Origin of the sequence: Bacillus bruguierae (genome assembly GCF_037104725.1) — a bacterium.
Taxonomy (GTDB): Bacteria; Bacillota; Bacilli; order Bacillales; family Bacillaceae_G; genus Bacillus_A; species Bacillus_A bruguierae.
The window spans coordinates 19,396-33,949 of the sequence record NZ_JBAWSX010000003.1 but is presented as its reverse complement, the minus strand read 5'-3'; the positions used below and the strand labels follow the sequence as shown (position 1 = coordinate 33,949).

Here is a 14,554-nt window from a genome sequence, read left to right as displayed (position 1 = left end):
TCCCTTATCTTGTTTTTATAAGTAAATAAATGAAATATGGCGCGCCAATTACTGAAATGACAAGACCGACCGGTATTTCTGATGTTGTAAGTAAGCTGCGCGAAAGAAGATCAGAAAACAATAGCAATAATGTTCCGAGTAACGCAGCGGTTGGTATCATAATTTGATATTTTCCGCCTACTAAGCGGCGGGCAAGATGCGGTGCCATTAATCCAATAAAACTGATTCCCCCTGCAACTGCAACAGACGCACCAGCTAAGCAAACAGCGATAAATAATAGCTTACGGCGTTCTTTCTCCACGTTCAGACCGAGACCCGTTGCCGCCGCATCTCCTAAATTCATTACATTCAAAACATGCGCCTTCATAAAAGCAATTGGTAAGAAAATAAGCATCCATGGCAGCGCACTTAATACGAATTTCCAATCTGTCCCCCATAAGCTTCCCGATAACCAAATCGTAGCAAAACGGAAGTCATTCGCTGTCATTTTCATCGAGAATACTAAGCTCACAGCACTGAACCCAGCTGCCACTGCAATCCCAACCAGAACTAAACGAACCGGCGAAACACCATCTTTCCAAGCAAGTGCATAAATAATAACCGCCGCTAATATTGCACCAACTAAAGCAAAAAACGGCAGAATGAATACAGATAAAAACGAAGTCATCGTTACTTTTCCAAAGAAGAAATAAACAAAGATTACAACTGATAATCCCGATCCAGCGTTAATACCAATAATTCCTGGATCGGCAAGTGGATTTCGTGATAATCCTTGCATAATTGCACCGGATACTGCTAAAGCTGATCCTACTAAAAGAGCAACAATCATTCGCGGCATCCGAAAATCAAATAAAATCGTTGTTTGCTCTTCTGATCCAAGTCCAACGAGCGTTTTCAACACTTCAACTGGTGAAATTTTGAACGTACCTGTATGTAAGCTAATTAAAAATACGATGCAAATTAACATACCAATACTAGATAGAATTGATACGTTTTTTCTCGTTAACATTCCTTGCCTCACATTTTCCCTCTCCCTTCTTTACGTGCTAAGTAGAGGAAGAATGGTACACCGACCATCGCTGTTACAGCTCCAATTGGCGTTTCAAACGGCGGATTCATAATACGTGAGATCATATCAGCACACTCAATAAGTAACCCGCCTAGAACGGCAGAACATGGAATTATCCAGCGATAATCTGATCCCACAAGAAAACGTGTTAAATGTGGAATAACAAGACCAACAAATCCAACAGATCCAGCTATAGAAACGGCACTACCTGTTAATACAAGTACAAGAATGGTTCCAATAAACTTAATGAGCTTTGTATTTTGTCCAAGACCAATAGCAATTTCTTCACCAAAACTTAAAATCGTAATATACCTCGCTAGCATAATCGCGATAATAAGACAAACAAGACCAACTGGAATTAACATATTTAAACTCATCCATTTCACACCAGCAACGCCGCCTGCATGCCACATACTAACTTCTTGCGCTAGATTAAAATATAAGGCAATCCCAGATGAAATTGCGCCTAGTAAGGCACTAATTGCTGCACCAGATAACGCTAACTTAATTGGTGTTAATCCGCCCGGAGACGCTGCTCCAATTCCGTATACAATACTTGCACCAAATGCTGCCCCGATAAAAGAAGCAATTACAAACATTACATATGGCGCGTTTGGAAAGAATGCAAACATGATTGCGATGCCAAATACCGCTCCATCTGTAATCCCCATAAGTGATGGAGATGCAAGTGGGTTTCGCGTCATCCCCTGCATAATTGCGCCAGATACTGCTAAAAACGCCCCTACAGCTACTCCTCCAATTGCCCTTGGAAGACGCAATTCTTGAATCACACTATGATATGTAGTAGATGCATCAAACTGAAATACAGCTTGCCATACTGTTTTCAAACTAATATCAGCAGCACCAAATGAAATAGAAACTGCCATACTTAACGCTAATAAAGCAGTTCCAACGATTAAAATCATCACGGCGATAAGCGGACGGCTTTTTATCTCTTTTCTGTCTACCGATTCTTCTTCGTAAACCTTTCTCATACTCACTTCCATCTACAACATCCTAACTTTCAATATGTATAACAAGAAAATGAATTTCATTCTCATTAAGAGGCAAAAAAAAGAAAATCAAGAATATAACTTGATTTTTGATAATGATTCTCAATATCGTTCTCTTTTATTCTACAAACGCAAACTGAAATTTGTCAACCACTAATTTTGTTATATAAAACTTTGTTACATTTCACAAAACAAAAAAAGATACAGCATCGTATCTTTTTACTTGTTTAACTTTGCTTCAATTTTTTGAATTAGCTCATCTTCATTTGGCGCTGCAACTGGACGATTATTTACAAATGCAAATGATTTTTTACGACCAGGACCGCAATATGATTGACAGCCGATCTTAATATCTGCACATTCATCTACTTTCTTTAAACGCGGTACTAACGTTTTAATATTCGTTGCCTGACAATCATCACACACACGAAATTCGTTTCCCATTGTATATAACACTTCCTCTATTTGAAACTTTTCTCAAGTACATATAACAATAAACACTAAATGGTATTTTACCTTTCTTTTCGATGTGATGCAAGTTTTCTTCCTGCAAGAAACAAGTGGCATACAAACATATTTCCACTCAAAATCTACCATAATTTTGGCAGCTTTGTATAAAAGTAATTCATTTTGTCCATTCTAAAAATAAGATATTGATAAAAAGAAAGGGAGATGAATCTATGAAAGTAAGACAAGATGCTTGGACTGAAGAAGATGATTTACTTCTTGCTGAAACTGTTTTACGTCACGTCCGCGAAGGAAGTACACAATTAAATGCCTTTGAAGAAGTTGGTGATAAATTAAATCGCACATCAGCAGCCTGCGGATTTCGCTGGAATGCTGTCGTACGCTATAGTTACGATCAAGCATTACAACTTGCGAAAAAACATCGCAAAGATAAAATGCGTGCAAATGGGGGCGAACCAGCGAAAAAACGCCTTTTATATACACCGCCGATTCCATCTACTGTAACAGTGGATGAAAAGATTAGTATTGATACCCAGCAACCTGTTCAACCTATGCAACCTATGCAAACTACGCAAGCAATGCCAACAAATTCTTCCATTGCAATGCATGACGTTATCCGTTTTCTACAAACTCTCGGAACTTCTAATGTAAAAGTATCCGCACTCGAAAGAGAGAATGAGAGATTGAAACAAGACATCGCTGAATATATGAGAAAAAATGCTGAGCTAGAAAAGAAAGTTGAAAAATTAGAACAGCAATCAACAACCGTTCAAGAAGATTACGAGACGCTCATGAAAATTATGAACCGTGCACGTAAACTGGCATTAATGGACGATGAAGAACGTACACAAACATCCTTTCGCATGGATCGAAACGGAAATTTAGAAAAGATTGCAGAATAAAAAGGATGCTATCATAGCATCCTTTTTATTTTGGCTTTTCAACGTATAAATCACCGCTAACTACAACAAAAAGTGACCTCCACTCGCTTTCTCTCTTTGTTTTAATCCTAGCATGTGGCAGAAAAAGGCCCTGACCGATTCTATGCATAGCCAGTTCCTCTCGCCCTCCTAAAAGAAAGGGGCTTTTATACCCGTTTTTATAAAATCACTCTTTTTTGCTATAATAAATATTGTCATTTTATAGATAAGGGGTTAGTTACATGAGCGATTCTCGTTCGATTTTATCTCAATCAGAATGGCGCATTGTTGACCAATCAAGCTTAGGTCCACAATTTCATGCGCTACAGTCTTTCGCAATGGATGATACGTTATGTACCACAGTCGGAAATGGTACATCCGCTGCAACAATGCGATCTTGGGTTCATTACAATACAATTGTTCTTGGCATTCAAGATACACGATTACCTTACTTACAGCAGGGAATTGAATTTCTGAAAAAGAAAGACTTCCATGTTATCGTCCGCAATTCAGGTGGACTTGCTGTTGTATTAGATGAAGGAGTTCTAAACGTCTCACTTCTATTCCAAGAAACAGATAAAGGTATCGATATCGACCTTGGCTATGATACAATGTGGCATTTAATTAAGGAAATGCTAAAAGATTACCATGTTACTATTGAAGCAAAAGAAATCGTTGGCTCCTATTGTCCTGGCAGCTATGACTTAAGTATTAACGATAAAAAATTTGCTGGTATTTCACAACGCCGTATTCGCGGCGGCGTAGCTGTTCAAATTTACTTATGTGCTACAGGAAGCGGCTCCGCACGCGCAGCTCTTGTTCGTGATTTTTATAACCTAGCAATTCAAGGTGAAGAAACTAGATTTACGTATCCTGAAATTGTCCCAGGTACAATGGCTTCATTATCTGAACTACTTGGTGAAACAATTACTGTTCAAGATTTAATGATGCGCCTTTTACAAACGTTACAGCACTTTGCACCCAAATTAACACCATCCCAACTTACAGTAGATGAAGTACCGCTATATGAACATCACTTACAGCGCATGATTGATCGCAATAACAAATCACTTGGGTTAGAAAGTTAAAAATCCCCGCAAATGCGGGGATTTTTTCATAATTATAGCGCTTGTGCTGCTGTAATTAAAGCAAGCTTGTACACTTCTTCTTCGTTACAACCGCGAGATAAATCATTTACTGGCATGTTTAAGCCTTGTAAGATTGGTCCCACTGCTTCGAAGTTACCTAAACGTTGTGCAATTTTGTAGCCAATATTACCAGCTTCTAAGCTTGGGAATACAAATACGTTAGCGTCACCTTTAATAACAGAACCTGGTGCTTTCTTTTCTGCTACAGATGGTACGAATGCAGCATCAAATTGGAACTCACCGTCTAATGTTAATTCAGGAGCCATTTCTTTCGCGATGCGAGTTGCTTCTACAACTTTCTCTGTTTCTGGAGATTTCGCAGAACCTTTTGTAGAGAAGCTTAACATTGCAACGCGTGGATCGATGCCGAATAACTCAGCAGTTTTTGCACTTTCAATACCAATTTCAGCTAAATCTTGGCTGTTTGGTGCAATGTTGATTGCGCAATCAGCAAATACATACTTCTCATCACCGCGTACCATGATAAATACGCCAGAAGTCTTTGTAACGCCTGGTTTTGTTTTAATGATTTGAAGTGCTGGACGAACTGTATCAGCTGTAGAATGCGCTGCACCGCTTACTAAACCGTGTGCTTTACCCATGTATACAAGCATAGTACCGAAATAGTTTTCGTCTTTTAAGATTTCACGAGCAGCTTCTTCTGTTGCTTTCCCTTTACGGCGTTCAACGAAAGATGCTACCATTGCATCCATTTCTTCGTATGTAGCTGGGTCATAAATATCAACACCTGCTAATGTTAAGTTCATACTAGCAGCTTTCGCGCTAATTTCTTCTTTATTACCAACTAAGATTGGTTTTACTAACTCTTCTTTTGCTAAACGCTCTGCAGCACCTAAAATTCTTTCATCAGTACCTTCAGGAAGTACGATAGAAATGCCTTTACCTTGAACTTTTTCTTTTACTGTTGTAAATAAATCGCTCACCAATAACCCTCCTACGAATTGAAATCCATATTTAAGAATACCGCTTTTTACCTCTATTTTAAACTTATTGCTTCTAAAAAATTGATAAAATAAAAATGATTATATTTTCCCAAAATTCTGCTATGAAATGTGACAATTTTGTGCGCCTGAGACTAAGATACATGCTTTTTCATCTATATATGATATAGTTAACGTGTAAAACTTGACTATTCGAGGTGAATCTAATGAGTGAAGCAGCAAAAACGTTAGATGGTTGGTATTGTTTACATGATTTCCGTTCTATGGACTGGGCAGCATGGAAAACATTATCTAGTGATGAACGTCAGCAAGCAATGTTCGAATTTTTAAACATCGTTGAAAAATGGAATAAAACAGAAGTTGCAAAACAAGGTAGCCATGCCCTATATACAATCGTTGGACAAAAGGCTGATATTATGTTCATGATTTTACGTCCAACAATGGAAGAATTAAATGAAATTGAAGCCGAATTCAATAAAACAACATTAGCGGAGTACATGCTTCCTACATACTCTTACGTATCTGTTGTGGAACTAAGTAATTATCTTCCTGCTGAAGAAGATCCATATCAAAATCCACAAATTCTTGCGCGTCTATACCCAACGTTGCCAAAAGCAAACCACGTTTGTTTCTATCCAATGGACAAACGTCGTCAAGGTGAAGACAACTGGTACATGTTACCGATGGAAGAACGCAAAAAATTAATGTATAGCCACGGAAAAATCGGTCGTCAATATGCAGGAAAAGTACGTCAAATCATTACTGGTTCTGTTGGTTTTGACGATTACGAATGGGGCGTAACATTATTTGCCGATGATGTTCTTCAATTTAAGAAACTTGTATACGAAATGCGCTTTGATGAAGTAAGCGCACGCTACGGTGAATTTGGAACATTCTTCGTTGGAAACATTTTACCAAGAGAAAAAGTCGCAAAATTTTTACACGTATAATAGTAAAAAGGGCAAAAATTGCCCTTTTTTTGCTGTTTTACATAATAGGAAACTCTAATAAAATAGAAAAATTATCCAAATTGCTTACAAAATTGTAATCTTTCCATATTCAAACTCATGTTAGAATAGTACAGGCTATATGCTAATAACGATGCGAAGGTGATAATTTATTATGAGGAAAATGCTATCTATTTTATTAGGCCTTACACTCATGTTTTCTTTCATAGGAGCAACCCCCTCTTATGCAAAAGAAGATATACATGTCGAAGCCGCTGCTGCTATTCTGTTTGATGCAGATACAGGAAAAATACTACACGAACAAAACCCCGATGAATTACTTGCAATTGCTAGTATGTCAAAACTCATGGTTGTGTACTCCGTTTTAGAAGCCATTAAAGAAGGGAAAATCACTTGGGATACAAAAGTAAATATCTCTGATTATGCTTACGAGATTTCCCGTAACAACGAATTTTCCAATGTTCCATTTGAAAAAGGACGACAATATACAGTTAGAGAATTATATCATTCTATTCTTGTCTCCTCAGCAAACGGGTCAAGCATTGCACTTGCCGAACTTCTCGCTGGAAGTGAAAAGAATTTCTTAAATCTCGCAAATGAACATGCAAAAAAACTAGGGTTAAAGAAATATAAATTTGTAAATGCTACAGGATTAAATAATGCTGATTTAAAAGGAAAGCATCCGGAAGGAACAGATCCGAACGGTGAAAACTCTTTATCAGCTAGAGACATGGCAATCTTATCTAGAACAATTATCACAAAATATCCAGAAATATTGGAGGATACAAAACAAAGATTCAGAAACTTCCCAGATAATCATCCGCGCCCAATTCGTATGGAAAACTGGAACTGGATGTTACCAGGCGCTGCATTTGCATATGAAGGAACAGACGGCTTAAAAACAGGAAGTTCTGATACAGCTGGATATTGCTTTACCATTACAGCCAAACGCGGTGATTTACGCCTAATCTCCGTTATTATTAAAACAAAATCAATGGATGAGCGTTTCATAGAATCCCGTGCATTAATGGATTACGGTTTCAAAAACTTTGAAAAACAGAAATTGAAAATAGATACAAATAATACAATTCCTGTCGTAAAAGGAAAAGAAGATACTGTAGCTGTGACACCTGAAAAAGAGATAACGGTAGTCACAAAAAAAGGAAGTAAACCACCTTACAAAATTTCCTATGAAGCAAACAAATCAATCTCCGAAGACGGAAACTTAGTTGCACCTGTGAAAAAGAATGCCAAAGTAGGCTCACTTGTTTTAGAATCTACTGATCAATATGGTTTCCTTGATGGAAATAAACAAACTAAATTCGATGTAAAAACAACACAGGAAGTAGACAAAGCAAATTGGTTCGTATTGACGATGCGATCTATTGGAGACTTCTTCTCTAATATGTGGTCAAAATTATTTGGATGATAAAAAGCTAGCAAATTGCTAGCTTTTTATTATCCAAATCTCTCTCAGAATAATCCTTACCTCTTGTGAGTAGTGATATAAATCCATTTTAATTTTTCAACATCTAAGTCCCTGCTATGCAGCAAGAAAATGTCCGCTACTTGCTTTCGCCCTTTGTTTTAAACGTTGCATGTGGCAGGAAAAGGCCCTGGCCGCCTCTATGCATGGCCAGATGCTCTCGCCCCCCTAAAAAAAGGGGTTTTTGTTTCAATTTTTCAACTAATATCTATAGAGATACATATTAAAACATGGTTTGGTTGTCATATCTGCCCCTTTTTTTTCATACCTATGAATTAGTAATTATTCTACACTTTCTTTTCTCTAGCGGAGTAATAAGAGAGGTGAAACAGATGGGTGTTATTGCATATACAGAAGAACATGTAAAACTACTTGCCAGATTAATGCGAGCAGAAGCAGAAGGCGAAGGACCTAAAGGAATGCTTTTAGTTGGAAATGTCGGCGTCAATCGCGTAAGAGGGAATTGCCTGGACTTTAAAAAAATTCGAAACCTTCGTCAAATGGTATTTCAAAGTCCTGGTGGATTTGAGGCTACGCAAAAAGGTTACTTCTATCAGCGTGCCCGTGAAAGTGATATCGCTATGGCAAGACGTACGATTCAAGGTGAACGCTTCTGGCCCGCTAATTTTTCTTTATGGTTTTTCCGACCAGTAGGTGATTGTCCACCAACTTGGTTTAATCAAGAAATTTCTGGCCGTTTTAAAAACCATTGCTTTTTCCAGCCAAGTGGTGAAGACTGTCCAGGTGTGTATTAGCGAACTGAAAAGAGGAGGGATTTCGTATGGCACAGCAACAAAACCCATACTATGGAGGAGGATTTTACCAGCCATCTGGGGGATATATGCAACCGCAGCCGGGACAACAAGGGCAGCAAATGCCGACGTCGCAAGCTACGCAAGCACAACTTGCCGCTTCTCAAGGGATGCTTCCACTTGAGCAATCATATATTGAAAATATCCTTCGTTTAAACAAGGGAAAACCAGCAACTCTATTTATGACATATGAGCGCGGCAGCTCCCTTGGTACACAATCCTATACAGGCATCATTGAAGCTGCAGGACGCGATCACGTCATTATAAGTGATCCTAAGTCTGGAAAGCGTTATTTACTGCTTATGATTTATCTTGATTATGTAGAATTTCCAGGAGAGATCATCTATTTCCCAGCACAACAACCAGCAACTTACCCCCCAAGATGATAAGAAAAAGCTGGCAAATGCCAGCTTTTGTTTTATTTTTACCCCGCCCAAACAGCTGGTAGGAGGTTAAGCAAGGAAGTAAGGTACAAACCATCTGTAAGGGCCCGATTGGTTCAACTAACCTCTTGGGAAGAAAAACGTTTCCCAAGAAGAAGTTTCACTTTATAAACCTTTTACAATCGCAGTTCCTAGTAAAATCCAGCCTATAATAAACGCTACGCCGCCAAGCGGAGTAATTGGTCCAAAAAATTTCATACCAGTTGTACTTAATGCATATAAGCTTCCGGAAAACATAATAATACCTGCTACCATACACCAGCCTGCTGCGCTTACAAGAGAAGATTGAATCTTATCCATTAATAAAGCAACAATAAATAATCCACCTGCATGAAACATTTGATATGTAACACCTGTTTTCCATACATCTAACATTTTCGCTGAGATTTTCCCTTCAAGTCCATGTGCTCCAAATGCACCAAGTGCAACAGATAATGCTGCCATAATACAACCCAATAAGAAGAAAATTTTCATTAGAATTCCCCTTTTTACTTTTATAATAAAAAATTTCCACACACAATCCAACTATTTAGCATCTAAAAATCCAAGAGAGAGTTTCCGTTTGCATCATCTTCCTTCACATATACAGGCTCTCCTGAAAATGAAGCAATTGGTTGGACAGGCATTTGCGGCGCTATAACATGTGCTTGTAATTTTGGTTCAACATATACAGAAGCTTCTGTCTGTTCTTCAAGTAATAGATCACATAATGCACGAACAACTAAAAGATGTTCTTTTGCTTTATGTGATTCACTCCCTTTCGCTTTTGCAATTTCACTTGCCATTTTATTTAAAATCTTATCGCTAGATATTTGCATATTTTCTCACCTCATGTATTGTAATTCTTTCTCAAATTGCTCCAACTTCTCTACTGGGCCAAATACTATTATCATATCACGTTCTGCTAATTTTTCCGCATTGCCTGAAATAAAGTGAAACTTCCATCAGTGGAGGGGGTTTTCATCTCTCTTCTATAATCACAAACCCACTTTATCCAATAATTACCATAAAATACATACATATAATTGCAATAACTAATTGTTTACATGCACTCATGATATTCTTTCATTTCTTTTCTCTATGTTCAATTTTTGCCACAACAAATCAAATACATATATACTAGAAATGGAATACAAGAAAGAGGTTGATATATGATGAAAACATTTCTTTCTGCCCTACAATGGGCATTATTTATTTTGGCCGGCAGCCTAATCGTTCCAATTAGTGTCGCCGCTAACTACGGACTGGAAGGCGCAGAAGCAATCGCATTCGTCCAACGGACATTATTTGTTCTTGGATTTGCAGGTATTTTACAAGCTTTCTTTGGTCATCGCTTGCCAATTCAAGAAGGACCTGCAGGACTTTGGTGGGGCATCTTTTCCTTGTATGCAAGCTTAGGCGTTGTATTATTTGGTTCAAACAGTGAAACGCTTCGTGTACTGCAATATTCCTTCTTATTAAGTGGTATTATTTGCATTCTTCTTAGTACATTTGGACTTATCGATAAACTTGTCCGCTATTTTACACCCACTGTTATTGGAACCTACCTATTTTTACTCGTCGCACAGCTAAGTGGATCATTTTTAAAAGGCATGTTTGGGCTTAACGAACAGCATACAGCTGTTCAAGGGAAAGTCTTTATTCTTTCTCTTATCATTATTGTTTTATCTTTCTTTATCATGAAATTACCTATTATCGGTCAATATTCTGTACTATGCAGTATTGTAGTTGGGTGGGTTTTATTTGCATGTTTCGGTCTATCAAACCCAATTACACCTGTAACAGATATTATCCGTATACCATCTATCTTTGTATTTGGCACACCTCGCTTAGAATGGAATATGGTTATTACTATTTTCTTCGTTACGTTATTACTACTAACTAATATGTTAGCAAGTATTCGCGTTGTTCAACAAGTAGTTTCGAAATACGAAGAAGTGGCACCGCAAAATCGTTTTAAACAAGCTGGAATTATAACTGGTATTAATCAGCTCCTTGGCGGTCTATTTTCAGCAATTGGGCCTGTTGCTATTTCTGGATCAGCCGGCTTTATTGCGACAACGAGCATTTACAAACGATTACCGTTTATTCTTGGTTCGTCCTTTATTATTCTTATGAGCCTATTTCCAAAGGTTACTTCATTCATTGCAGCAATTCCAGTAGCAGTTGGCTATGCAGCTATTTATCCGGTATTTGCAAGTATGATTGGGTTAGCTTTTCGAGAATATGAAACCGTGAAAGATAAAGAACGCTTATTCAAAGTTGCGGGCCTCGCTCTCTTTACCGGAATTGGCGTCATGTTCATCCCATCAGGAGCCTTTTCTTCACTGCCGCCATTCCTTGCATCCTTCTTAAGCAACGGTCTTGTACTTGGCTCTGTAATGGCGATTATACTAGAAATATTATTCGCTCGTTCACCAGACAAACAAGCAGGATAAAGTGAAACTTTCCTCAACGAACGGATTTCTCGTTGAGGGTTAATTGAACCGATCGGGTCCTTACAGACGGTTTGCTTCTCGCTCCTTTGCTTAACCTCTTACCGACTGTTTGGGCGTGAAGCTTTTATAAGTAGGTGTTTTTCCTATTTATGGAATCTTAACTAATCGACACAAAACGTAAACAAAATTGGCAAACTTCAAGCGTTGCAGTCTATTTTAAGAATTGTTACGATAATAGAAACATATATATCCATTTTAATTTTTCGACATATAAGTCGCTGCTACGCAGAATATAACATGACCTGTACTCGATTTTTTTAAACCTAGCATGTGGCAGGAAAAGACCATGACCGTTTCTATGCGTGGCTAAATGCTCTCATCTTCCTAAAAAGAAGAGAGTTTTATGTCGTTTTTTAACTTGCATATATGTAGAATCGATTCCATCTTCAAAGAGGTTCGATGTCTTACGATTTATTTCATATTATAAATTCATAGTAAGGAAGGATTAACCAAATGTCTTATAAAATGATTGTACTAGATTTAGATGATACATTACTTCGCGATGATCATACGATTTCACCGCGTACAAAAGAAGCCCTAATGAACGCCCAAGAGCACGGTGTAAAAGTTGTTCTAGCTTCTGGCCGTCCAACATTTGCGATGTGGCCAATTGCAAAAGAACTGAAGTTAGAAGAATACGGCAGCTTCATTTTATCGTTTAACGGCGCAAAAATCATTAACTGTAAAACAAAAGAAGAGTTATTTAGCAGCACATTATCACCTGAAATTGTTCATAATTTATATAAAACAAGTCAAAACGAAGATGTTTGGATTCATACGTACATTGGCGATGATATTGTGACAGAGGAGAATAATGAATATACAGAAATTGAAGGTCATATTACAGGTATGCCAATTATAGAGGTTCATAATTTTGTAAGTGCAGTGAAAGAACCTGTTGTGAAAGTATTAATGATGAAGGCACCTGAACGTCTTGCAGAAGTTGAAAAGAAATTGCAACAAGAATTTGAAGGACAACTAAGTGTTATGCGTTCTAAGCCATTCTTCTTAGAATTCACAGAATATGGTGTAACAAAAGGAACAAGCTTGCACCAACTCATCCAAAAACTTGGTATTACACGTGAAGAAGTAATTGCAATGGGCGATAGTTATAATGACCAGGCTATGATTGAATTCGCTGGCCTTGGTGTTGCAATGGGCAATGCACCTGATGATATTAAAGCAATTGCGAATCATGTAACAGATACAAACATGAATGATGGTGTTGCAAAAGTCGTAGAACAATTTGTTTTGAACAGCGAAGTACTGGTATAGAACAATTTTCACATTGAAGAGAACAATCATTCATAAAATCGCGCCCGAGTCAAATACTTAGGCGCGATTTATTTTTTATATGTATCAGCTTGTGAAGATATTTTGAACTTTGCACTATTACCATAGTGTAAAGTTCATTTTTGATTATAATGAAATAAACTAGGCTATTTTATTTACAAAAGGAATACAAATTTATCATATACAAGCTTACATAATTAAGGAGGCCATTTTATGTTATCAACACCGATTGGACGTTTAAGAGTCATTGGATTACTTGAAGGGATTTCTTTTCTAATCCTTCTATTCATTGCAATGCCGCTGAAGTATTTTGCAGGCTTTTCGAAAGCCGTTACTGTAGCAGGTATGGCACACGGTGTCCTGTTTATACTATTCATCTTCGCTGTTATTCAAGTAACTATGATTCATAATAAGTCAAAGTCATGGGCGTTTGGTGCGCTTGTTGCATCTGTTATTCCATTTGGTACGTTCGTACTAGATGCAAAATTAAAACACGAAGAAAATAAATAAAAAACAGACCGCTACATTCGTAGTGGTCTGTTTTTGCACGTATAAAGTGAAACTGCCATCAGTTATCTCCCGCCTATCTTCTTTAGAAAAGCGGAAGTGGCTCGTTCAGAATGTGAGGGGGATGGAGCTTCTGACGTAGAGGGGTTTTTTACCTCGTAGGAAGAAGCGAAGCCACCGAACATTCTAGCCACTGGAGCTGGACAATGCTTTCGCTGAATTTTGAGGTGGGAGTATTACTGCCCAAAAATAGCGGGATAAATCCCTAAACAAAAGAATCCTCATTTAGAGATTCGGAATTTGCCAATCAATCTCCTGTTTTCCATTATTCGCTAAGAAATGATTTATTTTTGAAAATGGTTTGCTGCCAAAGAATCCTCGACGTGCTGATAATGGACTTGGATGAACAGATTCAATAATATGATGATTAGGATTTGTAATAAGCTTCTTCTTCGCCTGTGCAGGACGTCCCCATAATACAAAGATAACTGGTTTTTCCCGTTCATTTAACAACTCAATAATACGATCCGTGAAAACTTCCCACCCTTTTCCTTTGTGAGAATTAGCCTCTCCTTGACGCACCGTTAATACAGTATTTAATAAAAGAACACCTTGCTCTGCCCATTTTATTAAATAACCGTTATTCGGAATTGGATAGCCAAGATCATCCTGCAGCTCTTTGTACATATTTTGCAATGACGGCGGCGTGCGTACACCAGGTTGCACCGAAAAACTTAAACCATGCGCTTGATTTGGTCCATGATATGGATCCTGTCCTAAAATAAGTACCTTTGTATCTTGATAGCCTGTATAACGCAAAGCATTAAAGACATCTTCCTGCTTTGGATACACAACATGTGTATGATACTCTTCTTTTAAAAATGATTGTAATTGTTGATAATATGGTTTTTCAAATTCAGGTGCTAATAGTGGTGCCCAATCATTCTTTAGTAATTGTTCCATTCTT

General features: G+C 37.8%; 16 protein-coding genes and 1 pseudogene. 9 read left to right on the top strand and 8 right to left on the bottom strand.

Going from position 1 to position 14,554, the window contains the following annotated elements:
- Window positions 1–4: 4 nt before the first annotated feature.
- The 3 genes from WAZ07_RS06845 to WAZ07_RS06835 form a co-directional block, all read right to left on the bottom strand.
- Window positions 5–1,021 carry a FecCD family ABC transporter permease gene (locus WAZ07_RS06845; RefSeq protein WP_336471851.1) on the bottom strand — a complete coding sequence of 339 codons (1,017 nt, stop codon included), beginning with the start codon at window positions 1,019–1,021 and terminating at the stop codon, window positions 5–7.
- Window positions 1,018–2,064, bottom strand: coding sequence for a FecCD family ABC transporter permease (locus WAZ07_RS06840; protein WP_413788871.1), 1,047 nt, complete (start codon window positions 2,062–2,064; stop codon window positions 1,018–1,020). The genes WAZ07_RS06845 and WAZ07_RS06840 overlap by 4 nt, the downstream gene beginning before the upstream one ends.
- A gap of 237 nt (window positions 2,065–2,301) precedes the next feature.
- A complete protein-coding gene (locus WAZ07_RS06835) occupies window positions 2,302–2,526 on the bottom strand; it encodes a YuzB family protein (RefSeq protein ID WP_336471849.1) in 225 nt (74 codons plus the stop codon).
- Window positions 2,527–2,762: 236 nt separating this feature from the next.
- Between WAZ07_RS06835 and WAZ07_RS06830 the strand changes: the two genes are divergently transcribed.
- Together WAZ07_RS06830 and WAZ07_RS06825 are read left to right on the top strand one after the other, a co-directional pair.
- Window positions 2,763–3,452, top strand: a complete 690-nt coding sequence (locus tag WAZ07_RS06830; RefSeq protein ID WP_336471848.1) for an RsfA family transcriptional regulator — start codon at window positions 2,763–2,765, stop codon at window positions 3,450–3,452.
- Between the two features lie 260 nt (window positions 3,453–3,712).
- Window positions 3,713–4,558, top strand: coding sequence for a lipoate--protein ligase family protein (locus tag WAZ07_RS06825; RefSeq protein ID WP_336471847.1), 846 nt, complete (start codon window positions 3,713–3,715; stop codon window positions 4,556–4,558).
- A gap of 32 nt (window positions 4,559–4,590) precedes the next feature.
- Here WAZ07_RS06825 and pta read toward each other — a convergent pair whose 3' ends face one another.
- Window positions 4,591–5,562: a phosphate acetyltransferase gene (gene pta, locus WAZ07_RS06820; protein WP_336471846.1), complete on the bottom strand. Its 972-nt coding sequence runs from the start codon at window positions 5,560–5,562 to the stop codon at window positions 4,591–4,593.
- A 224-nt stretch (window positions 5,563–5,786) separates the two neighbouring features.
- Here pta and hemQ point away from each other — a divergent pair, with 224 nt between their 5' ends.
- The 4 genes from hemQ (at window position 5,787) to gerQ (ending at window position 9,232) form a co-directional block, all read left to right on the top strand.
- Window positions 5,787–6,530, top strand: coding sequence for a hydrogen peroxide-dependent heme synthase (gene hemQ, locus WAZ07_RS06815; protein ID WP_336471845.1), 744 nt, complete (start codon window positions 5,787–5,789; stop codon window positions 6,528–6,530).
- A gap of 172 nt (window positions 6,531–6,702) precedes the next feature.
- Complete coding sequence (locus tag WAZ07_RS06810; protein ID WP_336471844.1) at window positions 6,703–7,977, top strand: serine hydrolase; 1,275 nt, start codon at window positions 6,703–6,705, stop codon at window positions 7,975–7,977.
- Window positions 7,978–8,366: 389 nt separating this feature from the next.
- A complete protein-coding gene (locus WAZ07_RS06805) occupies window positions 8,367–8,789 on the top strand; it encodes a cell wall hydrolase (protein WP_090916186.1) in 423 nt (140 codons plus the stop codon).
- 26 nt (window positions 8,790–8,815) lie between these two features.
- The gene (gerQ, locus tag WAZ07_RS06800; RefSeq protein ID WP_336471843.1) at window positions 8,816–9,232 is read left to right on the top strand and encodes a spore coat protein GerQ; all 417 of its coding nucleotides are present in this window, start codon (window positions 8,816–8,818) and stop codon (window positions 9,230–9,232) included.
- A 162-nt stretch (window positions 9,233–9,394) separates the two neighbouring features.
- On the opposite strand, the gene WAZ07_RS06795 is transcribed toward gerQ, so the two are convergent.
- The 3 genes and pseudogenes from WAZ07_RS06795 to WAZ07_RS06785 all read right to left on the bottom strand — a co-directional run.
- The gene (locus tag WAZ07_RS06795) at window positions 9,395–9,763 is read right to left on the bottom strand and encodes a DUF423 domain-containing protein (RefSeq protein WP_336471842.1); all 369 of its coding nucleotides are present in this window, start codon (window positions 9,761–9,763) and stop codon (window positions 9,395–9,397) included.
- A gap of 62 nt (window positions 9,764–9,825) precedes the next feature.
- Entirely contained in the window at window positions 9,826–10,107 is a 282-nt protein-coding gene (locus WAZ07_RS06790) for a YwdI family protein (RefSeq protein WP_090916192.1), read from the bottom strand.
- Window positions 10,108–10,113: 6 nt separating this feature from the next.
- A pseudogene (locus WAZ07_RS06785) lies at window positions 10,114–10,203 on the bottom strand (TrkA family potassium uptake protein); the annotation flags it as partial.
- 240 nt (window positions 10,204–10,443) lie between these two features.
- Between WAZ07_RS06785 and WAZ07_RS06780 the strand changes: the two are divergent.
- The 3 genes from WAZ07_RS06780 to WAZ07_RS06770 all read left to right on the top strand — a co-directional run bounded on the left by WAZ07_RS06780 (window position 10,444) and on the right by WAZ07_RS06770 (window position 13,590).
- Complete coding sequence (locus WAZ07_RS06780) at window positions 10,444–11,727, top strand: purine/pyrimidine permease (protein WP_336472100.1); 1,284 nt, start codon at window positions 10,444–10,446, stop codon at window positions 11,725–11,727.
- Window positions 11,728–12,240: 513 nt separating this feature from the next.
- Window positions 12,241–13,062, top strand: a complete 822-nt coding sequence (locus WAZ07_RS06775) for a Cof-type HAD-IIB family hydrolase (protein WP_336471841.1) — start codon at window positions 12,241–12,243, stop codon at window positions 13,060–13,062.
- 231 nt (window positions 13,063–13,293) lie between these two features.
- Window positions 13,294–13,590 carry a DUF3817 domain-containing protein gene (locus tag WAZ07_RS06770; protein WP_336471840.1) on the top strand — a complete coding sequence of 99 codons (297 nt, stop codon included), beginning with the start codon at window positions 13,294–13,296 and terminating at the stop codon, window positions 13,588–13,590.
- A 282-nt stretch (window positions 13,591–13,872) separates the two neighbouring features.
- Here WAZ07_RS06770 and WAZ07_RS06765 read toward each other — a convergent pair whose 3' ends face one another.
- Complete coding sequence (locus WAZ07_RS06765) at window positions 13,873–14,550, bottom strand: uracil-DNA glycosylase (protein ID WP_336471839.1); 678 nt, start codon at window positions 14,548–14,550, stop codon at window positions 13,873–13,875.
- Window positions 14,551–14,554: the final 4 nt, after the last annotated feature.

Bases quoted from the DNA above. Each gene is read 5' to 3' on its own strand.
- WAZ07_RS06795 (WP_336471842.1), bottom strand. From the start codon at position 9,763: ATGAAAATTTTCTTCTTATTGGGTTGTATTATGGCAGCATTATCTGTT.
- hemQ (WP_336471845.1), top strand. From the start codon at position 5,787: ATGAGTGAAGCAGCAAAAACGTTAGATGGTTGGTATTGTTTACATGAT.
- WAZ07_RS06835 (WP_336471849.1), bottom strand. From the start codon at position 2,526: ATGGGAAACGAATTTCGTGTGTGTGATGATTGTCAGGCAACGAATATT.
- WAZ07_RS06840 (WP_413788871.1), bottom strand. From the start codon at position 2,064: ATGAGAAAGGTTTACGAAGAAGAATCGGTAGACAGAAAAGAGATAAAA.
- WAZ07_RS06825 (WP_336471847.1), top strand. From the start codon at position 3,713: ATGAGCGATTCTCGTTCGATTTTATCTCAATCAGAATGGCGCATTGTT.
- WAZ07_RS06805 (WP_090916186.1), top strand. From the start codon at position 8,367: ATGGGTGTTATTGCATATACAGAAGAACATGTAAAACTACTTGCCAGA.
- WAZ07_RS06780 (WP_336472100.1), top strand. From the start codon at position 10,444: ATGAAAACATTTCTTTCTGCCCTACAATGGGCATTATTTATTTTGGCC.
- WAZ07_RS06770 (WP_336471840.1), top strand. From the start codon at position 13,294: ATGTTATCAACACCGATTGGACGTTTAAGAGTCATTGGATTACTTGAA.
- WAZ07_RS06775 (WP_336471841.1), top strand. From the start codon at position 12,241: ATGTCTTATAAAATGATTGTACTAGATTTAGATGATACATTACTTCGC.
- WAZ07_RS06765 (WP_336471839.1), bottom strand. From the start codon at position 14,550: ATGGAACAATTACTAAAGAATGATTGGGCACCACTATTAGCACCTGAA.
- WAZ07_RS06830 (WP_336471848.1), top strand. From the start codon at position 2,763: ATGAAAGTAAGACAAGATGCTTGGACTGAAGAAGATGATTTACTTCTT.
- gerQ (WP_336471843.1), top strand. From the start codon at position 8,816: ATGGCACAGCAACAAAACCCATACTATGGAGGAGGATTTTACCAGCCA.
- WAZ07_RS06810 (WP_336471844.1), top strand. From the start codon at position 6,703: ATGAGGAAAATGCTATCTATTTTATTAGGCCTTACACTCATGTTTTCT.
- WAZ07_RS06790 (WP_090916192.1), bottom strand. From the start codon at position 10,107: ATGCAAATATCTAGCGATAAGATTTTAAATAAAATGGCAAGTGAAATT.